Genomic DNA, 16,060 nt, shown 5'->3' with positions numbered 1-16,060 from the left:
TCGAGTCACAGAATCACTCGCCTGCTACATTGCGTCAGCTGCAGCCCACGCCTGTGGCCTTCCTTTTCGGACACTACTAACCGCATGAAAATGCGATCAAAGTGGCTGAAGCCCTTCGATCATCTGCGGTAGTCTTCAGGACGAATCTGATACCGGGCCAGCTTGTCATAGAAAGTTTTGCGCGGAAGCTTCAGCGCCTTGGCGGCGTCCGAGGCCTTACCGTTAAACCGCCCCAGTGCAGCAATCAGCAAAGACCGTTCCACCCGTGCCATCTGCTCGCTCAACCCAAGATCGGCGGCCTGCGCAACCTCTTCCGGCATCCCAAGTACAAACCGCATGGCCGCGGACATCAGCGACCGGGCGTTCCCGGGCCAATCGCTGGTCATCAACAACGCCAGATGCTCGGACGAAATCTCGGGTTCCGCGATGCCTGCCTGTTCGGCCGCCTGCTCTACATAGTGTCGAAAGATCACCGGAATGTCCTCGGGTCGCTCAGCCAAAGACGGGATACGCACCCGCATCACGTCCAGCCGATAGAACAAGTCCGCATGAAACCGCCCCTCTGCCGACAAGGCGGCCAGATCAGCAGTTGTGCCGGCCAGTATCCGCGCGCCAATACCTTGCTCGACCGCCTCCAGCGCGGCGTATTGAGTGGCTTCGGGCATCGCAGAGATCTCGTCCAGAAACAGCGATCCTCCGGCCGCATCCTCACAAACCTGAACTAACGCATCGGGGGTCAGACCGGACGACGGCCTTTTTACAAAAGGGCCTTGTCCCTGCGGCGACATCAGATGCATAACTTCGGCCACTTTGGAAATCCCGCTGCCTGCAGGGCCGGTGACCAGAACCTCGGCCCCGGTCGGGGCAACGGCCCGCACCCGCTCTCTCAATGCTTCGGCCTGAGCGGACAATCCGAACAACAGGCGCGCGGCGGGGTCGCCGCGTTCCAATTCGTGTTTCAGCGTGCGCTGTTCCAGTACCAGCTTACGCGCATCAAAAGCCCTGTTCAAAACCTCCAACAGGTCGGCTGCGGCACATGGCTTTTCGAGAAAATCGAAAGCACCTTGTCCCATTGCCCGAACCGCCATGGGAATATCTCCTTCTCCGGTCAACAGGATGACGGGCAGTTCAGGGTCAATTTCGCGGGCGTAGGTCAAAAGGTGAAAGCCATCCCGCCCGGGCATACGGATGTCCGACACGATGACACCGGGGAAATCGGCACGGATTTGATCTTTGGCGGCAACGAACGATCCCGCTGTGACCGGCGCGTAGTCGGCCAGTTCCAGCGTCTGCGCCAGTGCCTCACGCACAGCGGCGTCATCGTCAACCAATAAAACCTTGCGGGTCATGCCACCTCATCTTCACGGTAGTATTCAAGTTCAACGGTAAACATTGCACCGGTCGGCGCGTTGGAACCGCGAATATTCCCCCCGAAACTCTGGACCAGACCGTAGGAGATCGAAAGACCAAGCCCCATCCCCTCGGACGATCCTACCGCCTTGGTCGAATAGAAGGGTTCGAACAGTTTCTCGGTGTTTTCGATGCCCGGACCGATATCGCGCACCGTAACGGTCAGCCTTTCACCAGCCTCGATCGCAATGCGGATTAGGCGCTTATCCTGCTGGCTCATTGCGTCTGCAGCGTTGTTGATCAGGTTCACAAAGACCTGAACCAGCCGTACCTCGCCTCCCCACGCATAGACCGGTTTTTTGGGCGGATGCCAGTCCAAGGTCACTCCTTCAGCGCGCAGCCGCGCCTCGGTCAACTCCACAGCCGTTTCGATCACCTGCACCAGATCAACCTTGCCCATCGGCTCACTTTCGTTGCGGGCAAAGGCGCGCAGGTTCTTGATGATCCGTGCCATCCGAGCGGCCATGTCGGAAATGCGAGTCAGGTTTTCAGCGGCCTTTTCTTCACGCCCTCGGGACAGGAACGCCGCCCCGTTGTCGGCAAACTGCCGGATCGCCATCAAGGGTTGATTCAACTCATGACTGATGCCCGCGGACATCTGCCCCAAAGCACTCAGCTTGCCAGCTTGAATAAGCTCCTCCTGCGCATGCTTCAGTGCTGTTTCCGCTTCCTGCCGTTCATGAACCTCGCGGCGCAGGGCCGTGTTTGCGGCGGTCAGGGCGCGGGTACGCTGCGCGACTCGACTTTCCAGAACCGCGTTGGCTTCGGTCAATGTACGCCTGCGCTCGGTTGCGAGAAACAGCAACGCTCCGAAAGCCAGACAGATCGCAGCGACGGTTGCGGCCTGCAATCCAGCAAGACGCCGGGCGGGCGCAACATCCACCAACACCTCAGCCGTCATGTCGATAACCGGCAAATCAAGCATCAGGTGCAACGCGCGGCTTGGCAGGTAGCGACCCCAGTTGAGCTTCCACAGTTCATGTGGCCCGACCTGGGTCGAGGAAAAATCGACCTTACCGCCCTCTGGCGGTGTCAGCCCCTGTTGCCCATCGGCACGGTGCCAGAACAACAGGTCAGACCTGTTCGAGATAAAGACCACACCGTTCCCATCAATAAAGAACACGGCCTCGGTGCTGCCACGCCAAGTCTGTTCCACATCCTGTACATCGGCTACTACCATCAGCGCGCCTTCGACCCGGCCTGAGGTATCAAACGCCGGGGCCGCATAGGAGTAGATCCGGTCGCCGCTGATTGGCATCACACCATGCGCGCTGCCCAACGCCCCCTGCAATGCACGCTGAAAAGCGGGGTGCCCGGTCATGTTGTCCTGTTCGACGGGCTGCGCCGAAACCAGAACCTCTCCGGTTCGGTCCAGATACATCATGTTCACAGCCGCAGTCTTGTCCGCCACATCCAACAGTATCTCCCGGGCCGTGCTTTGCTGTTCCAGGGTTTCAAGCTTTCGAAGGGCTGGGTGCTTTGCCATCAGCACAGCCAGTTCCTGATAAACCTGCATCTGCGTGCTCAGCCGGTCAGCGGCCAGTTCAAGATCGGCCTCGGCCTTTTCGCTCAGCTGAGACAGCGCCTGCCTATAGCCATAGGACCAGACCCCGGCGGACAACAGCCCGACAGCACACAGAAATCCCAGGATCACCCAAACCCGTTGCATAGTATAGGGTCTTGCATTCAGCGCGCCGCATGGCAAGTCTGCACCGCATGAAGACGGTACTCCAATCCCCGGTAGATCCGGGTTTCGTGCAAAACCCCTACCCCTTTTATAACAAGGCTCGCGCGTATGGGGACCTTGTTTATTGGGAAGATTACCAAAAAGTCGCGGCTGTCTCACACCGGGCTGTGCAGGCTCTGCTGAAGGATCGCCGTTTCGGCCGCGAGGCCCCTGCCGAGTTGCAGCGCCCCGGCCCCGCCCATCTGGCGCCGTGGCTGAATGTCGAGGCGCATTCGTTACTGGAAGCTGAACCGCCCCGCCACACACGCCTGCGGGCGCTGGTCATGCGGGCCTTTACATCACGCGCTATCTCTGCGCTTGAGCCGTCCATTCGCGATCTCAGTCACGACCTGATCGACCACTTTCCGGATACCCGCTTTGACCTGCTGAGTGCATTCTGTACGCAGGTTCCCGTGATCACAATCTGCCGCCTGTTGGGCGTGCCCGAGGAGATGTCCCCCGATCTGTTACGTTGGTCTCATGCCATGGTGGCGATGTATCAGGCCAGCCGCACGCGAGAAACCGAGGACACCGCCGCAACCGCCGCACAGGATTTCACCGCTTTCCTATGCGACTACGTCGAAAAACGTCGCGCTGACCCTCAGGACGACCTGATCACCCGCCTGACTTCCGCTGAAGAGGATGGCGAGAAACTCTCACGCGACGAGCTCGTCGCCACCTGCATTCTGCTGCTGAACGCTGGGCATGAAGCCACTGTTCATTCGCTGGGCAACGGCGTGAAGACGGTTCTGCAATTGGGCCTCGACCCTCGGTCCTGGGAACTGCACGGTCTGGTCGAGGAAATCCTGCGCTTCGACCCTCCGCTGCATATGTTTACCCGCTATGCCTATAAGGAGGTCGAGTTATTCGGCCACAGAATCAAACGCGGCGATGAGGTTGCGCTGTTGCTAGGGGCGGCCAACCGAGACCCTTCGGTCTGGAACGATCCAGACCGCTTTGATCCCGCTCGGCCGATCGTGACCAATACCAGTTTCGGCGGCGGGCTGCATTTCTGTGTCGGTGCCCCGCTGGCACGGCTGGAAATGCGGATTGCCCTGAGGGCGCTGTTCGAACGCCACCCGAACCTGCGCCTTGTAGCGGAACCGGAATACTCGAACACCTACCACTTCCACGGCCTGACCCGGTTGATGGTACAGGTCTGACTTGTTTCAGCTTTCGATCAGCGCGTTCAGCGGCAGCATGGTGGTGGACTTTATCTCTTCCATCGATAGCAGTGCGGTCACGTTGTGCACACGCACTTCGGAAATCAGGGTCTGGTAGAATTCGTCATAGGCCCGCGCATTCTTGACCCGGACCTTGAGGATATAATCAATGTCCCCGGCCAGCCGGTGCGCCTCCTGCACTTCCGGTCGATCCCGCAGGGCTTTGAGGAACTTGCGTTGCCACTCTGCCTCATGTTCCGAGGTGCGGATCAGAACGAAGAATGTCGCCTCGAAACCCAGCGCCTCGGCGTCCAGCAAAACGGTCTGCTGACCGATGACTCCGGCTCCTTTCAGCTTGCGGATTCGATTCCAGACCGGCGTCTTGGAACTGCCGACGCGGGCGGCTATTTCGTCCAGCGACTGGCTGGCATCGCGCTGTAGCTCGACCAGAATTTTCCGATCCGTGTCATCAATCCGCACCGACATTCCAATTTTTCCTTCGTTTCGAAACTCGCGTCCCAGATCAAAGCAATGACGGAACGTTTGTTCTTATTTGAGCGCCCATATGGCGTAATACCGGGAATATTTCCTATATTGCAGGTCAAGTCAAACCAAGCGGAACGTAACATGCAAGCTACGCATTCATATGATGGCACAGGTCACGTCGACTTCGTCGGCGCGGGTCCGGGCGATCCGGAATTGCTGACGCTCAAGGCGCTGAATGCCTTAGAGCGTGCTGATGTTGTTCTGCATGACCGTCTGATCAGCGCCGAGGTTCTGGAACTAGCCGGCAGAACAGCTGAATTGGTTGACGTGGGAAAAGCTGGGTTCGGCCCCTCGTGGAAACAGGAAGACATTGACGCACTGCTGGTCGACTACGCCGTGAAGGGCCACCACGTCGTGCGCCTGAAATCCGGTGACCCCACTGTGTTTGGCCGTCTGGATGAAGAGATCGAAGCGGTCGAGGCTGCTGGCATCTCTTGGCAGATCGTACCCGGCATCACCGCGGCATCGGCTGCGGTTGCTGGGATCGGTCAAAGCCTGACCCGCCGTGGACGCAATTCCTCGGTGCGGTTTCTGACCGGCCACGACATGAAAGGCTTTGCTGATCACGATTGGACCGCGCTAGCGCGCGCTGGTTCTGTCGCGGCGATCTATATGGGCAAGAAATCCGCCCGTTTCATTCAGGGTCGCCTGATCATGCATGGCGCCGACCGCGATACGCCGGTGACACTGGTGGAAAACGCCTCACGCCCCGATCAACGCATTCTGGCCACGACGCTGGACCAGTTGCCCACCGATCTGAACGCCGCCGAAATGGACGGCCCCACCCTGACCTTTTACGGCCTCGCCCCACGCCAAGCGGCCAAGGCCCTGACCGAATTCAAGAAGGAGCACGCCTGATGGCCCGCGCTTTTACCCCCAAAGTGGTCACCGCCAACGATCTGTTGGAAGGCGACGTTATCTACCTGACTGAAGATGATCGCTGGTCGCGTGAACTCTCCGAGGCTGAGCTGATCACGGATGAGGCCCACGCACAGGTCCGTCTGCTGGATGCCACCCGTCAGGCAAGCAAGATCGTCGGTGCCTATCTGGCCGATGCCACCGCAGGCGAAAACGGCCCCGAACCCACCCATTTCCGTGAGGAGTTCCGCCGCACCGGACCCTCGAACTATGCCCATGGCAAGCAGGAAACAGCAACGCAGCCCCGGGCCTGACCCTCGGCCCTCTCTCTCCCCTTCAAGGCCCCAAGGTTCGGGGCTGCAATCAAGGACAGCTAATCATGTATCGCTACTCCGAGTTCGACACAGCATTTTTGGCAGAACGTAACGCGCAGTTCCGCGCGCAGGTCGAGCGCCGCATTGACGGCTCGCTGACCGAAGACGAATTCAAGCCCCTGCGCCTGATGAACGGCCTGTATCTGCAGCTGCACGCCTATATGCTGCGGGTCGCCATCCCCTATGGCACCCTGAACAGCGCGCAGATGCGCCAACTGGCCCTGCTGGCTGAAAAGTGGGACAAGGGCTATGGCCACTTCACCACCCGCCAGAACATCCAGTACAACTGGCCGAAACTGAATGACGTGCCTGATATGCTGGACGCGCTGGCCGAGGTTGGCATGCACGCCATCCAGACCTCGGGCAACACCATCCGCAACGTGACCGCCGACCATTTCGCCGGTGCCGCCGCGGATGAGGTCGCCGATCCGCGCCCCTATGCCGAACTGCTGCGCCAGTGGTCGACCGACCACCCGGAATTCCAGTTCATGCCGCGTAAGTTCAAGATCGCCATCACCGGCTCGGAAAACGACCGCGCCGTGATCAAGGCGCATGACATCGGCCTGCAACTGGTCGAGCGTGACGGCATTCTGGGTGCCCGCGTTATCGTGGGTGGCGGTCTGGGCCGTACCCCGATGATCGGTAAAGAGCTGTCCGAATTCGTCGCCTTTGACGACCTGCTGGCCTACCTGGAAGCCACCGTTTCCGTGTGGAACCAGATCGGTCGCCGCGACAACAAATACAAAGCGCGTATCAAGATCACCGTGCACGAAAACGGTATCGACACCATCCGCGCCAAGGTTAACGAGCGCTTCCTGCAGGTTCGCCCGCAGTTCAAAGGCGCCGACATGAACCTGCTGGAAGAGATCAAGAGCCACTTCGCGGCACCTGCCTTCCGCGAAGGCTCGGTTGCGTCGTTCGAGAGCGCCTACACCAATGACCCGGTCTTCCGGTCGTGGGTCGACACCAACATCGCGCCGCACAAAAATGCGGACCACGCGATTGTCACGATCTCGATCAAGAAGCACGGTGCAACGCCGGGTGATGCAACTGCCGAGCAGATGCGCGTAATGGCCGATCTGGCCGAAGAGTTCGCCTATGACGAGCTGCGTATCAGCCATGAGCAGAACGTGATCCTGCCGCATGTCCACAAGTCGGACCTGCCCGCGATCCACGCGAAGCTGAAGGAGTACGAACTGGCGACCGCCAATATCGGCCTGATCAGCGACATCATCGCCTGCCCCGGCATGGACTACTGCGCGCTGGCCACCGCACGCTCGATCCCGGTCGCGCAGGAAATTGCGACCCGCTTCGAAGACCTGAAGCTGGAGCATGATATCGGTCACCTGAAGATCAAGATATCGGGCTGCATCAACGCATGTGGTCACCACCACGTGGGTCATATCGGCATCCTGGGTCTGGATCGTGCAGGCGTCGAAAACTACCAGATCACTCTGGGTGGCGACGGCACCGAGAATGCAGCCATTGGCGACCGCACCGGTCCTGGCTTTGCCTATGACGAGATCGTGCCCGCCGTTGAGCGCATCGTCGACACGTATCTGGAGCAACGCGAAAGCAACGAGGAAACATTCCTGCAGACCTATCGTCGGGTAGGCATGGCGCCGTTCAAGGCGGCCCTCTACCCCGAGGCGCAGGCTAATGCCGCTTGACCTGATCCAGACGGAACTGGGTAAAGACCGAAGCGAACTGACCGAAAGGGTCGAGGCGCTGAACGCCCAGTTCCGCCACCACAGCGCCCATGACGTTATGCATGGCGCTTTGGAGGAGATTGACGAGCTTGCGCTGGTTTCGAGCTTTGGTGCGGAATCGGTGGTGTTGCTGCACATGGCGGCGGTGGTCAACAAGATGACCCCGGTGCTGTTCGTGGACACTCAGATGCTGTTTACCGAAACGCTGGAATACCAGCAGGAGGTGAGCGAACGTCTGGGCCTTAAAAATGTTCACATCATCCGCGCCGATGATGAAGACTTGCAGCGCGACGACCCCTATGGCGCGCTGCGTCTGCGGGACATGGATGCGTGCTGCAACCTGCGTAAGACCTTCCCGCTACAGCGGGCACTGGCAGGGTATGACGGCTGGATCACAGGGCGTAAACGGTTCCAGTCCGGCACCCGCGCCACGCTCGACTTCTTTGAAGTTGAGGACGGCACAGGCCGGATCAAGGTCAACCCGCTGGCCCATTGGGCGCCCGAGGACGTGCGCGCCTATATGGACGAAAACAACTTGCCCCGGCACCCGCTGGTGGCCAAAGGATACCCTTCGATCGGTTGTGCGCCCTGCACCTCGCCGGTCAAAGAGGGCGAAGACCCCCGCGCCGGACGCTGGCGCGATCAGAACAAAGAAGAATGCGGTATCCATTTTGTCGATGGCAAGATGGTGCGCGCCGGAGAGAAAACATGAACGTAATCGTATCGGATACGGGGTTTGCCCCCGATGACTGGACCGACGGCTTTGTCACGCTGGAAGACGCGGCCAATGATGTGGTCGCGCTGGATGTGGCCTCGGACATTGACCCGGATGAGCTGATTGACCGTCTGGGCAATGCCCAGATGGTGCGCGTTGACTTTCCGTCCTCAGCCGATGGTCGTGGCTTTACAATCGCACGTGTACTGCGCCTGAAAGGTTATACCGGCCGCTTGCGCGCCAAAGGACACGTCCTGGCTGATCAATACGCCATGGCGCGCCGCAGCGGATTTGACGAAGTCGAGATCGACGATGCTCTGGCCGCCCGTCAACCCGAAGATCAGTGGCTGGCCCGCGCAAACTGGAAAGACCACAGCTATCAGGCTCGCCTGCGCGGCTAAGACCGCCAACAGCCAGCTTAAATTAAGGAAAGGGGCAATCTGCCCCTTTTCCTGATGTGGATCAAAGCTTAAACGGAGATGTCGGTTTAGCAGACCGGCAGTGAAACGATGACAGAGATGAAGCCCGTGACCGAAGCAACCGCCGTAAAGGCCCCCGTTCTGCCGGACGCCCAGACCGTAACGGACGTCAAACACTGGACCGACAGCCTGTTTTCCTTCAAGGTTTCGCGCCCAGCCTCGCTGCGGTTCCGCTCGGGCGAGTTCGTAATGATCGGCCTGCTTGGCGACAACGGCAAACCCTTACTGCGCGCCTATTCGATTGCCTCGCCGTCCTGGGACGAAGAGCTGGAGTTCTACTCGATCAAGGTGCAGGACGGCCCTTTGACCTCGAAACTGCAGCACATCAAGCCGGGCGATCAGATCATCCTGCGCCCCAAGCCCGTTGGCACGCTGGTCCATGACGCCTTGCTGCCCGGCAAGCGTCTGTGGTTCTTCGCCACCGGCACCGGCTTTGCGCCCTTCGCCTCACTGCTGCGCGAGCCGCAGACCTATGAAGACTATGACGAGGTCATCATCACTCACACCTGCCGCGAGGTGGCGGAACTGGAATATGGCCGCCAGTTGATAGATAGCATCCGCCAGGATGAAATGTTGGCTGAACTGATGGGCGAAGGCTTTGCGGACAAGATCCGCTATTACCCGACCACCACACGGGAAGACAGCCCCAAGATGGGCCGCATCACAAACCTGCTGAAAGACGGCACCGTATTTGCCGATCTGGGTATAGAGGGCGGCATCAAGCCGGAAACCGACCGCGCCATGGTTTGCGGTTCGCTGGCCTTCAACCTGGACATCAAAGCCATTCTGGAAGAGTTCGGTCTGCGCGAAGGCGCCAATTCCGAGCCCAAGGAATTCGTGATCGAAAAGGCCTTTGTCGGCTGATACATTCGCGCGGGCCCCTGGAATGGCCGCGGCCCGCGCATAAACCTGCTGTTAAACCTGATTAATTGAGCCCTTTCGGCAAGGTTGGAGCTTGAATCAAGACGCGCAGCAGTCTAAATTCCGGGCTCGAATTTCTGCAATTATCAAAGGAATGAACCCATAGCCCGCAGACCTCACAACGCGCCGCCGCAGAGAGACACCGGCCCGCGCGTCAATGAAAAGATCCGTGCCCCCGAAATTCGCCTGATCGGCGCCGAAGGTGAAAACGTCGGGGTGGTTCATCCCGCCAAAGCCATGCAACTTGCGGCCGATGCCGGCCTTGACCTTGTCGAGATTTCGCCCAACGCGAACCCGCCGGTCTGCAAGATCATGGACTTCGGCAAGTTCAAGTACGAACAGCAGAAACGCGAAAGTGAAGCCCGCAAAAAGCAAAAAGTCATCGAGGTGAAAGAGGTCAAGTTCCGGCCCAACACCGACACCCATGACTATGACGTCAAGATGAAGAATGTCTTCAAGTTCCTGGAAAAGGGCGACAAGGTCAAAGTGACTCTGCGCTTTCGCGGTCGCGAGATGGCGCACCAGAATCTGGGCCGTGAGCTGCTGGAACGTGTGGCCGAAGACATAAAGGATCTGGGCAAAGTCGAGAACATGCCCAAGATGGAAGGCCGTCAGATGATCATGATGATCGGGCCTCTGCCGCAGAAATAAGGTCTTGATCGACCGAAAATTCAAAACCCCCTCATCCGAGTGACGGATTCCGTGGGGTGGGACACGCCTACAACAAACCCTGTCGCGCAAGTCGCGGCAGGGTTTTAATTTTGAAGAGGAAATTGATGTACCGCTGACAGGACCACAACGCGAAATTCCTGAGAGAACTTTCTCGGGCACCGAAAGCTGTTAATCTACGCGAAAAAATTTGTTCGAACCAAGTATTTTCTCGCGCACATCGTTTCACCTGATCCAAACGGACCCAAAGGCGACGAAAAACGATCGCACCATCTCACTGCCCGTGTCGAAAACCTCATGTTGATGTGCGGTATACACCGCCGCATCATCGACGACAAAATGACATGGCGCGATTACCCTGAAAACTGCTTCTAAAAATGAAGCGAGAGCATGAAGAATGGGTTGATACAGTGCTTTCGGCCGGACTTGACAGCAGGTCCCACATTTTACAGTTCTCGGCGCCGATTGGTCCAAACGAAACAGCTGTGCCTTTCGAAGATTGCTTGGATGCAATCATTCCGAACCGGGAACCGGCTGAAAGGCGGCTGGCCGAGATCGAGGTCCGAGGTATGCACTTCAATGACAGTGACCCGACATACTGGTCCATTCATCCTGAAGTTCTGCGAGAGGGATTTTCAAAGTTGATCCAAGGCCGCTTCGAAAGTGGTGAGGTTCGCCGTCTGTCGGTGTTTGGCCCGGCTCCGGTCCCCCACCTGATGGACTCGGGGCGCCTCACCTCTGAGGTTTCGGAAGCCGATGTTAACGAGCGCCACCGTGAACCTGCGCAATGGGCATAGCCTGAGGATGGCCCGAAAGTCGAATTCTCTTGTTCGAAGGGAACTCAGGCGGCCAAATGTCTTGCCCTGCAACTCTCGATCACCTCGCACGTTTCTGACGATCGGATCGCCGCTGCAGTTGGTAGCGACGTTTCCATCTGGGAGATATGCAGCAATATGCAACGACACGGAGTTATCCGGCAAAAAGGCGACTTGGGCCGTTTTGGAACGATAGTCCTCTCAACCCTTGACGAAATCAAGAATGAGCATGGCATGGATGTCAGGTGATGGTGTTTCCAGCAATCCCTGTTTCCTGCGCGGTTGAATTCGGCCGCACCTGGCAACCTAAAGCCCACCCCGACATGGAAATCTACGATCAAACCAAAGAGGATGGGTTCGTTCACAGGCTTCTTCTGGCTGGTGTATAAGTCCGAAATACCGATTTTTAGACGTTAAAACCGCATCTTACGATGTCTCTTGGAGTCATTTAATCGCAAGTCGCCTGGAACTCCTTAAAACGGATCCTTAGGCAGACTTACCACCATTTTGAGAAGGTCCGATCGGATAGCAAAAATCCCAAGGGAGGAGCCTCGAAACACTTAATGCGCGAAGGTGTTCGATGTACTGAACCAAATATGGCCGCGTCCGGTGTCGAGGCGGCCATATCTTAAGCATCTTCGCTTACTGTAAAGCTTGCGATTTTGTGTTCCATCCTATGGAATGCATCATCATCCGAGGGGGCTTTTCTTTTTCGTCCGTCAGATCACCGCTGATATTGCCTTGCTCAGCTTTCCGACCAACTCGTCGATCTGTGCCTCTTCAATGATGAACGGCGGTGCCAGCAGGATGTGATCGCCCAACCGCCCATCCCGTGTGCCGGACATCGGGTAGCAGATCAGACCTTCGGCCAGCGCAGCCTTCTTGATCTTTCCTGCCACGCCGAGCGCTGGGTCGAACGGTGTTTTACTGTCGCGATCCGCAACCAGCTCAATGCCTCGGAACAAGCCACGGCCCCGAATATCTCCGACGTTGGAATGTTGTCCTAACGCGGCCTCAAGCGCCAATTGCAGTTTCTCCCCCATGACACCTGCCCTCGCGGGCAAATCACGCCCGGTCAGTTCGCTGATAACGGCCAATGCCGCCGCAGTAGCGACCGGGTGGCCAATGTAAGTGTGGCCGTGCTGAAAGAACCCGGACCCGTCGCGGATCGCATCGTAAATCCTGCCGGTGCACATCATCGCCCCGATCGGCTGATACCCAGCCCCCAACCCTTTGGCGATGCACAGGATATCCGGAGCGACTCGGTCATGATCGCAGGCAAACAGATGCCCTGTACGACCCATGCCACACATCACCTCATCCAGAATCAGCAGCACGCCGTACTGGTCGCAGATCTCGCGGATGCGCTTAAAATACCCTTCAACCGCAGGCACTGCGCCCAAGGTGGCCCCGACAACCGGTTCAGCCATGAAGGCCATCACGGTCTCGGAACCCAGCCGCAGGATTTCAGCCTCCAGCTCGTTGGCGACACGCTGACCGTAGTCATGGCTACTCTCGCCTTCTGGCTTCTCGGCATATTCATAGCAAGGCGCGATATGGGTCATGTCGATCAACATCGGCGCAAACTGCGCCCGCCGCCATTCGTTCCCTCCAGCCGACAGGGCGCCCAGAGTATTGCCGTGGTAACTCTGCCTCCGGGCAATCACGTGCCGCCGCTCGGGCTGACCAATCTCCAGGTAATACTGCCGCGCAAGTTTGATTGCCGCCTCTGTCGCCTCGGACCCGCCCGAGACGAAGTACACACGATCCAGATCGCCCGGAGCCTGCTCGACCAGCAAATCCGCCAGCGCTTCAGCCGGTTCCGACGTCATGAACCCCGTATGTGCAAAAGCGATTTTCTCTACCTGCTCCTGTACCGCCCGGATTACCGCCGGATTGGAATGGCCAAGGCAGGACACGGCGGCGTCACCACAATCCAGGTAACGACGGCCTTGCGCATCGATCAGATAGCATCCGTCCCCCCCTGCGGCGACAGGCAGGTCTGATTTCGTGTGACGCGGGAATACGTGGCTCATTCGACTGTCCCTTCCAACATGGCAACAAGCGCCGTCACCGACGCGGCATTGTCTTTCCAGAATTTTCCGTTTTGATCGGTCAGGCTGTTTTCAAAGCCAACCCGAACGTCTCCGCCCCGCCGGGCAGCATACGCCAGACAAGCATGTTCCTGCGCACCAAAGGCGCAAACCATCCAAGGCGATGGGGCTTGGGGAAACTGATCCAAATCCTGAGGTGAGGATTGTTGACCTGAAGTGTATCGGCCCAGAACCAAAATACGATCCACCTGACTATCCCGCACGATCCCGGCCTTTTGCCACTGTGTCAACAAGGCCGCGTCATCCGCGTCGTACAGGATATGCTGCACCCGCGTTCCCTGTTCGGCGCACAGCCCATACACTTGTGGTGCCAATTCGGGCGCCCGCGAGATTTCCCGGACAGACACCGAAGCCCAATCCGGCCGCACCTTTTCAAGACAGGCGAACTGGGCGGAAACGTCGAACACGCCGGCAGCCTCGGTCGTGATCTGAATATCCATCTTCGGAACGCCCCGACGCAGTTCGGCCATCGTTTCAAGGTATTGACCCGCGTCCAGCGAGTGCCGCCCCAGCTTGTCCCGAACATGCAGATGCAGCCCATGCGCCCCGACCTTGAAACAGGCACGCGCCGTGTCCGCGATCTGATCAATTGAGACCGGCAATTCCAAGTGATCTGAAGCCCCCCGCCGTGCACCATTTGGAGCGACCAGCACATAAGGGCGTCGGGAGGATTCGTTATCTATTCGCGTGTCTGACATGCTCATACCTTGGATGACACCTGCCATGTAATCTAACCTTGGTCGTTTTTTACTTGCTAAACACAAAACATATGTTTTTTCTTTTCCGATGGAAAACACACCCAACCAGATCACTGACCGCCTGCGTCAGGATATCGAACGGATGCCTTCGGCCCTACAAGCCGCCGCCAAGTACATCATCGATCACCCCGGAGATTTCGGTCTGGACCCGATCCGTACAACGGCCACCCGGATCGGCGTCAGTTCGAATGTTCTGGTCCGGCTTGCGCAGCGCATGGGATTTGACGGTTTCGAAGCCTTCCGCACCCCGTTCCGCAACGCCTTGGTCACGGACCGGGAAGGCGAACTGGGTCAGGATTGGCTGAACACACTACAATCCGAGGACGCCTTCAGTAACATCCAGTCCAAACTGGCCCAGAATGAGCAAAACGTGGTCACCCGGTCCTTGCGTCTGATGAAGCCCGACATGACACGCAAGGCCATCCGGCACATTACGACATCCCGCAGGTGTTTCGTCACCGCGACACGCGCAAGCTACGCGCTGGCGTACTACTTCTCTTATACCGGCCGCATGGCGCACCCGGGCATCCAACTGGTGCCGCGCCATATCGGGTCTGCCGCCGATGATCTACTGGATGCCGATCAAAAGGACTGCCTGGTCGCCATCACCGTCCACCCCTATTCCGCGGACACCATTCAATCGATGCGGTTCGCGAAACACAGAGGGTTGCGCCTGATCCTGATCTCGGACAGCGACGTGATTGCGCCCGGGGTCGAGCCCGACGTCGCCTTTACCGTCAGCACCCGCGCCCTGTACCCGTTTTCCTGTTTCACCGGAGCGATGGCCGTTCTGGAGTGCCTGCTGGGCCACCTCTTCGATGCCGGAGGCGACGCGGCCCGACAGCGGATCGAAGCCTATCAAAAGGCGCGTGAGGACACCGGAGCCTATTGGCAACCCGCCAAACCACCAAGACTGCGCCGCACGTAAAAAGCCCCGGCCTTTAACCGGGGCAATTCTCAGTTACCGAGTCTCATAAACAGGCTTCGACGGCCCGTTTGGTCATGACTCCGACAAGATGCGCACGGTATTCCTTGCTGCCATGCAGATCCGCGATCATGTTGGCCGGGTTGATGCGCAAATCCATCAGCGCATCCGAACGGAATTCTTTGTTCAGCGCTTCTTCCGCCTCGGACCAGCGGAACACGCCATCTTCGCCTGCACCGGTGACGGCAACACGCACGCCATCGGCAAACCTCGCCACGTAGGCGCCCACAAGGGCAAACCGTGAGGCCGGCTGCAGGAACTTCTGATAACTCGCCGCGCCCGGCACCGGGAATCGGATCGAAGTGACGATCTCCCCCTCGTCCAGCGCGGTGGAGAACATACCCTCAAAGAAGTCGTCCGCCTCGATCTGCCGTGCATTGGTGACGACGGTCGCGCCTGAACCCAACACAGCAGCCGGATAACAGGCCGCCGGATCGTTATTGGCAATCGACCCGCCAATGGTGCCCCGGTTACGCACCGCGGGATCACCGATCTGACCTGCCAGCGCCGCAAGAGCCGGATAGCTGCTGGCCGCATCGGCGGCGACGGTTGCATGGGTCGTCGCCCCGCCAACGGCCACCGATCCGTCATCCTCGACACAAACCCCTTTCATCTCGGCAATCCCACTCAGCGATACCAACGACGACGGGGACGCCAGCCGCTGCTTCAGCGTCGGGATCAGGGTTTGTCCGCCCCCTAGCGCTTGCGCATCCTCGGACCCCAAAGCGGCAACCGCGTCCGCAATGGTCGAGGGTTTCTCAAACTCGAAATTGTACATTTCGTCTTCCTTTCCGAAAGGCACTCTGCTGCCCTTCATC

Annotated in this window: 17 protein-coding genes and 1 pseudogene; 12 read left to right on the top strand and 6 right to left on the bottom strand. The window is 58.6% G+C overall.

Translation table 11 applies throughout. The annotated features are described in order from the left end of the window. Nucleotides 1–119: 119 nt before the first annotated feature. Together ACR1XY_RS05510 and ACR1XY_RS05505 are read right to left on the bottom strand one after the other, a co-directional pair. Nucleotides 120–1,349, bottom strand: a complete 1,230-nt coding sequence (locus ACR1XY_RS05510; RefSeq protein ID WP_480590736.1) for a sigma-54-dependent transcriptional regulator — start codon at nucleotides 1,347–1,349, stop codon at nucleotides 120–122. After that, on the bottom strand, nucleotides 1,346–3,079 hold the full coding sequence (locus tag ACR1XY_RS05505; protein WP_480590734.1) for a sensor histidine kinase: 1,734 nt from the start codon (nucleotides 3,077–3,079) through the stop codon (nucleotides 1,346–1,348). The genes ACR1XY_RS05510 and ACR1XY_RS05505 overlap by 4 nt, the downstream gene beginning before the upstream one ends. A gap of 47 nt (nucleotides 3,080–3,126) precedes the next feature. On the opposite strand from ACR1XY_RS05505, the gene ACR1XY_RS05500 reads away from it, so the two are divergent. Continuing rightward, nucleotides 3,127–4,299 carry a cytochrome P450 gene (locus ACR1XY_RS05500; protein ID WP_480590732.1) on the top strand — a complete coding sequence of 391 codons (1,173 nt, stop codon included), beginning with the start codon at nucleotides 3,127–3,129 and terminating at the stop codon, nucleotides 4,297–4,299. Nucleotides 4,300–4,305: 6 nt separating this feature from the next. On the opposite strand, the gene ACR1XY_RS05495 is transcribed toward ACR1XY_RS05500, so the two are convergent. Continuing rightward, nucleotides 4,306–4,785: an Lrp/AsnC family transcriptional regulator gene (locus ACR1XY_RS05495; protein WP_170324770.1), complete on the bottom strand. Its 480-nt coding sequence runs from the start codon at nucleotides 4,783–4,785 to the stop codon at nucleotides 4,306–4,308. Between the two features lie 141 nt (nucleotides 4,786–4,926). Between ACR1XY_RS05495 and cobA the strand changes: the two genes are divergently transcribed. From cobA to ACR1XY_RS05445, 10 genes and pseudogenes are all read left to right on the top strand, one after another. Continuing rightward, nucleotides 4,927–5,703 carry a uroporphyrinogen-III C-methyltransferase gene (cobA, locus tag ACR1XY_RS05490; protein WP_480590730.1) on the top strand — a complete coding sequence of 259 codons (777 nt, stop codon included), beginning with the start codon at nucleotides 4,927–4,929 and terminating at the stop codon, nucleotides 5,701–5,703. Continuing rightward, nucleotides 5,703–6,017 carry a DUF2849 domain-containing protein gene (locus ACR1XY_RS05485; protein WP_480590728.1) on the top strand — a complete coding sequence of 105 codons (315 nt, stop codon included), beginning with the start codon at nucleotides 5,703–5,705 and terminating at the stop codon, nucleotides 6,015–6,017. The genes cobA and ACR1XY_RS05485 overlap by 1 nt, the downstream gene beginning before the upstream one ends. 65 nt (nucleotides 6,018–6,082) lie before the next feature. Beyond that, on the top strand, nucleotides 6,083–7,747 hold the full coding sequence (locus ACR1XY_RS05480; RefSeq protein WP_480590726.1) for a nitrite/sulfite reductase: 1,665 nt from the start codon (nucleotides 6,083–6,085) through the stop codon (nucleotides 7,745–7,747). Then, nucleotides 7,737–8,498 carry a phosphoadenylyl-sulfate reductase gene (locus ACR1XY_RS05475; protein ID WP_480590724.1) on the top strand — a complete coding sequence of 254 codons (762 nt, stop codon included), beginning with the start codon at nucleotides 7,737–7,739 and terminating at the stop codon, nucleotides 8,496–8,498. Before ACR1XY_RS05480 ends, ACR1XY_RS05475 begins: the two co-directional genes overlap by 11 nt. Then, nucleotides 8,495–8,902, top strand: a complete 408-nt coding sequence (locus ACR1XY_RS05470) for a DUF934 domain-containing protein (RefSeq protein ID WP_480590722.1) — start codon at nucleotides 8,495–8,497, stop codon at nucleotides 8,900–8,902. Before ACR1XY_RS05475 ends, ACR1XY_RS05470 begins: the two co-directional genes overlap by 4 nt. A 108-nt stretch (nucleotides 8,903–9,010) precedes the next feature. Continuing rightward, a complete protein-coding gene (locus ACR1XY_RS05465) occupies nucleotides 9,011–9,844 on the top strand; it encodes a ferredoxin--NADP reductase (RefSeq protein WP_480590720.1) in 834 nt (277 codons plus the stop codon). 117 nt (nucleotides 9,845–9,961) lie between these two features. Continuing rightward, a complete protein-coding gene (gene infC / locus ACR1XY_RS05460) occupies nucleotides 9,962–10,552 on the top strand; it encodes a translation initiation factor IF-3 (protein WP_480591083.1) in 591 nt (196 codons plus the stop codon). A gap of 503 nt (nucleotides 10,553–11,055) precedes the next feature. Continuing rightward, nucleotides 11,056–11,367: an SAVED domain-containing protein gene (locus ACR1XY_RS05455; RefSeq protein ID WP_480590718.1), complete on the top strand. Its 312-nt coding sequence runs from the start codon at nucleotides 11,056–11,058 to the stop codon at nucleotides 11,365–11,367. A 63-nt stretch (nucleotides 11,368–11,430) separates the two neighbouring features. Then, nucleotides 11,431–11,634: pseudogene (locus tag ACR1XY_RS05450) on the top strand (SAVED domain-containing protein); the annotation flags it as partial. Next, nucleotides 11,634–11,774 carry a hypothetical protein gene (locus ACR1XY_RS05445; RefSeq protein ID WP_480590716.1) on the top strand — a complete coding sequence of 47 codons (141 nt, stop codon included), beginning with the start codon at nucleotides 11,634–11,636 and terminating at the stop codon, nucleotides 11,772–11,774. The pseudogene ACR1XY_RS05450 and the gene ACR1XY_RS05445, both read left to right, overlap by 1 nt. Nucleotides 11,775–12,104: 330 nt before the next feature. Here the strand turns inward: ACR1XY_RS05445 and ACR1XY_RS05440 are convergent, their stop codons facing one another. Both ACR1XY_RS05440 and ACR1XY_RS05435 read right to left on the bottom strand, forming a co-directional pair. Next, a complete protein-coding gene (locus tag ACR1XY_RS05440) occupies nucleotides 12,105–13,421 on the bottom strand; it encodes an aspartate aminotransferase family protein (protein ID WP_480590714.1) in 1,317 nt (438 codons plus the stop codon). Continuing rightward, the gene (locus tag ACR1XY_RS05435) at nucleotides 13,418–14,197 is read right to left on the bottom strand and encodes a beta-keto acid cleavage family enzyme (protein ID WP_480590712.1); all 780 of its coding nucleotides are present in this window, start codon (nucleotides 14,195–14,197) and stop codon (nucleotides 13,418–13,420) included. Before ACR1XY_RS05435 ends, ACR1XY_RS05440 begins: the two co-directional genes overlap by 4 nt. 88 nt (nucleotides 14,198–14,285) lie before the next feature. Here ACR1XY_RS05435 and ACR1XY_RS05430 point away from each other — a divergent pair, with 88 nt between their 5' ends. Further along, nucleotides 14,286–15,185: a MurR/RpiR family transcriptional regulator gene (locus tag ACR1XY_RS05430; protein WP_480590710.1), complete on the top strand. Its 900-nt coding sequence runs from the start codon at nucleotides 14,286–14,288 to the stop codon at nucleotides 15,183–15,185. Nucleotides 15,186–15,228: 43 nt separating this feature from the next. Here the strand turns inward: ACR1XY_RS05430 and ACR1XY_RS05425 are convergent, their stop codons facing one another. After that, nucleotides 15,229–16,020: an FAD binding domain-containing protein gene (locus ACR1XY_RS05425; protein WP_480590708.1), complete on the bottom strand. Its 792-nt coding sequence runs from the start codon at nucleotides 16,018–16,020 to the stop codon at nucleotides 15,229–15,231. Nucleotides 16,021–16,060: the final 40 nt, after the last annotated feature.

It is taken from the genome of Ruegeria sp. AD11(2025) (assembly GCF_056542405.1).
The sequence above is the reverse complement of the archived record's forward strand: the minus strand, read 5'-3'. Positions and strand labels throughout refer to the sequence as shown.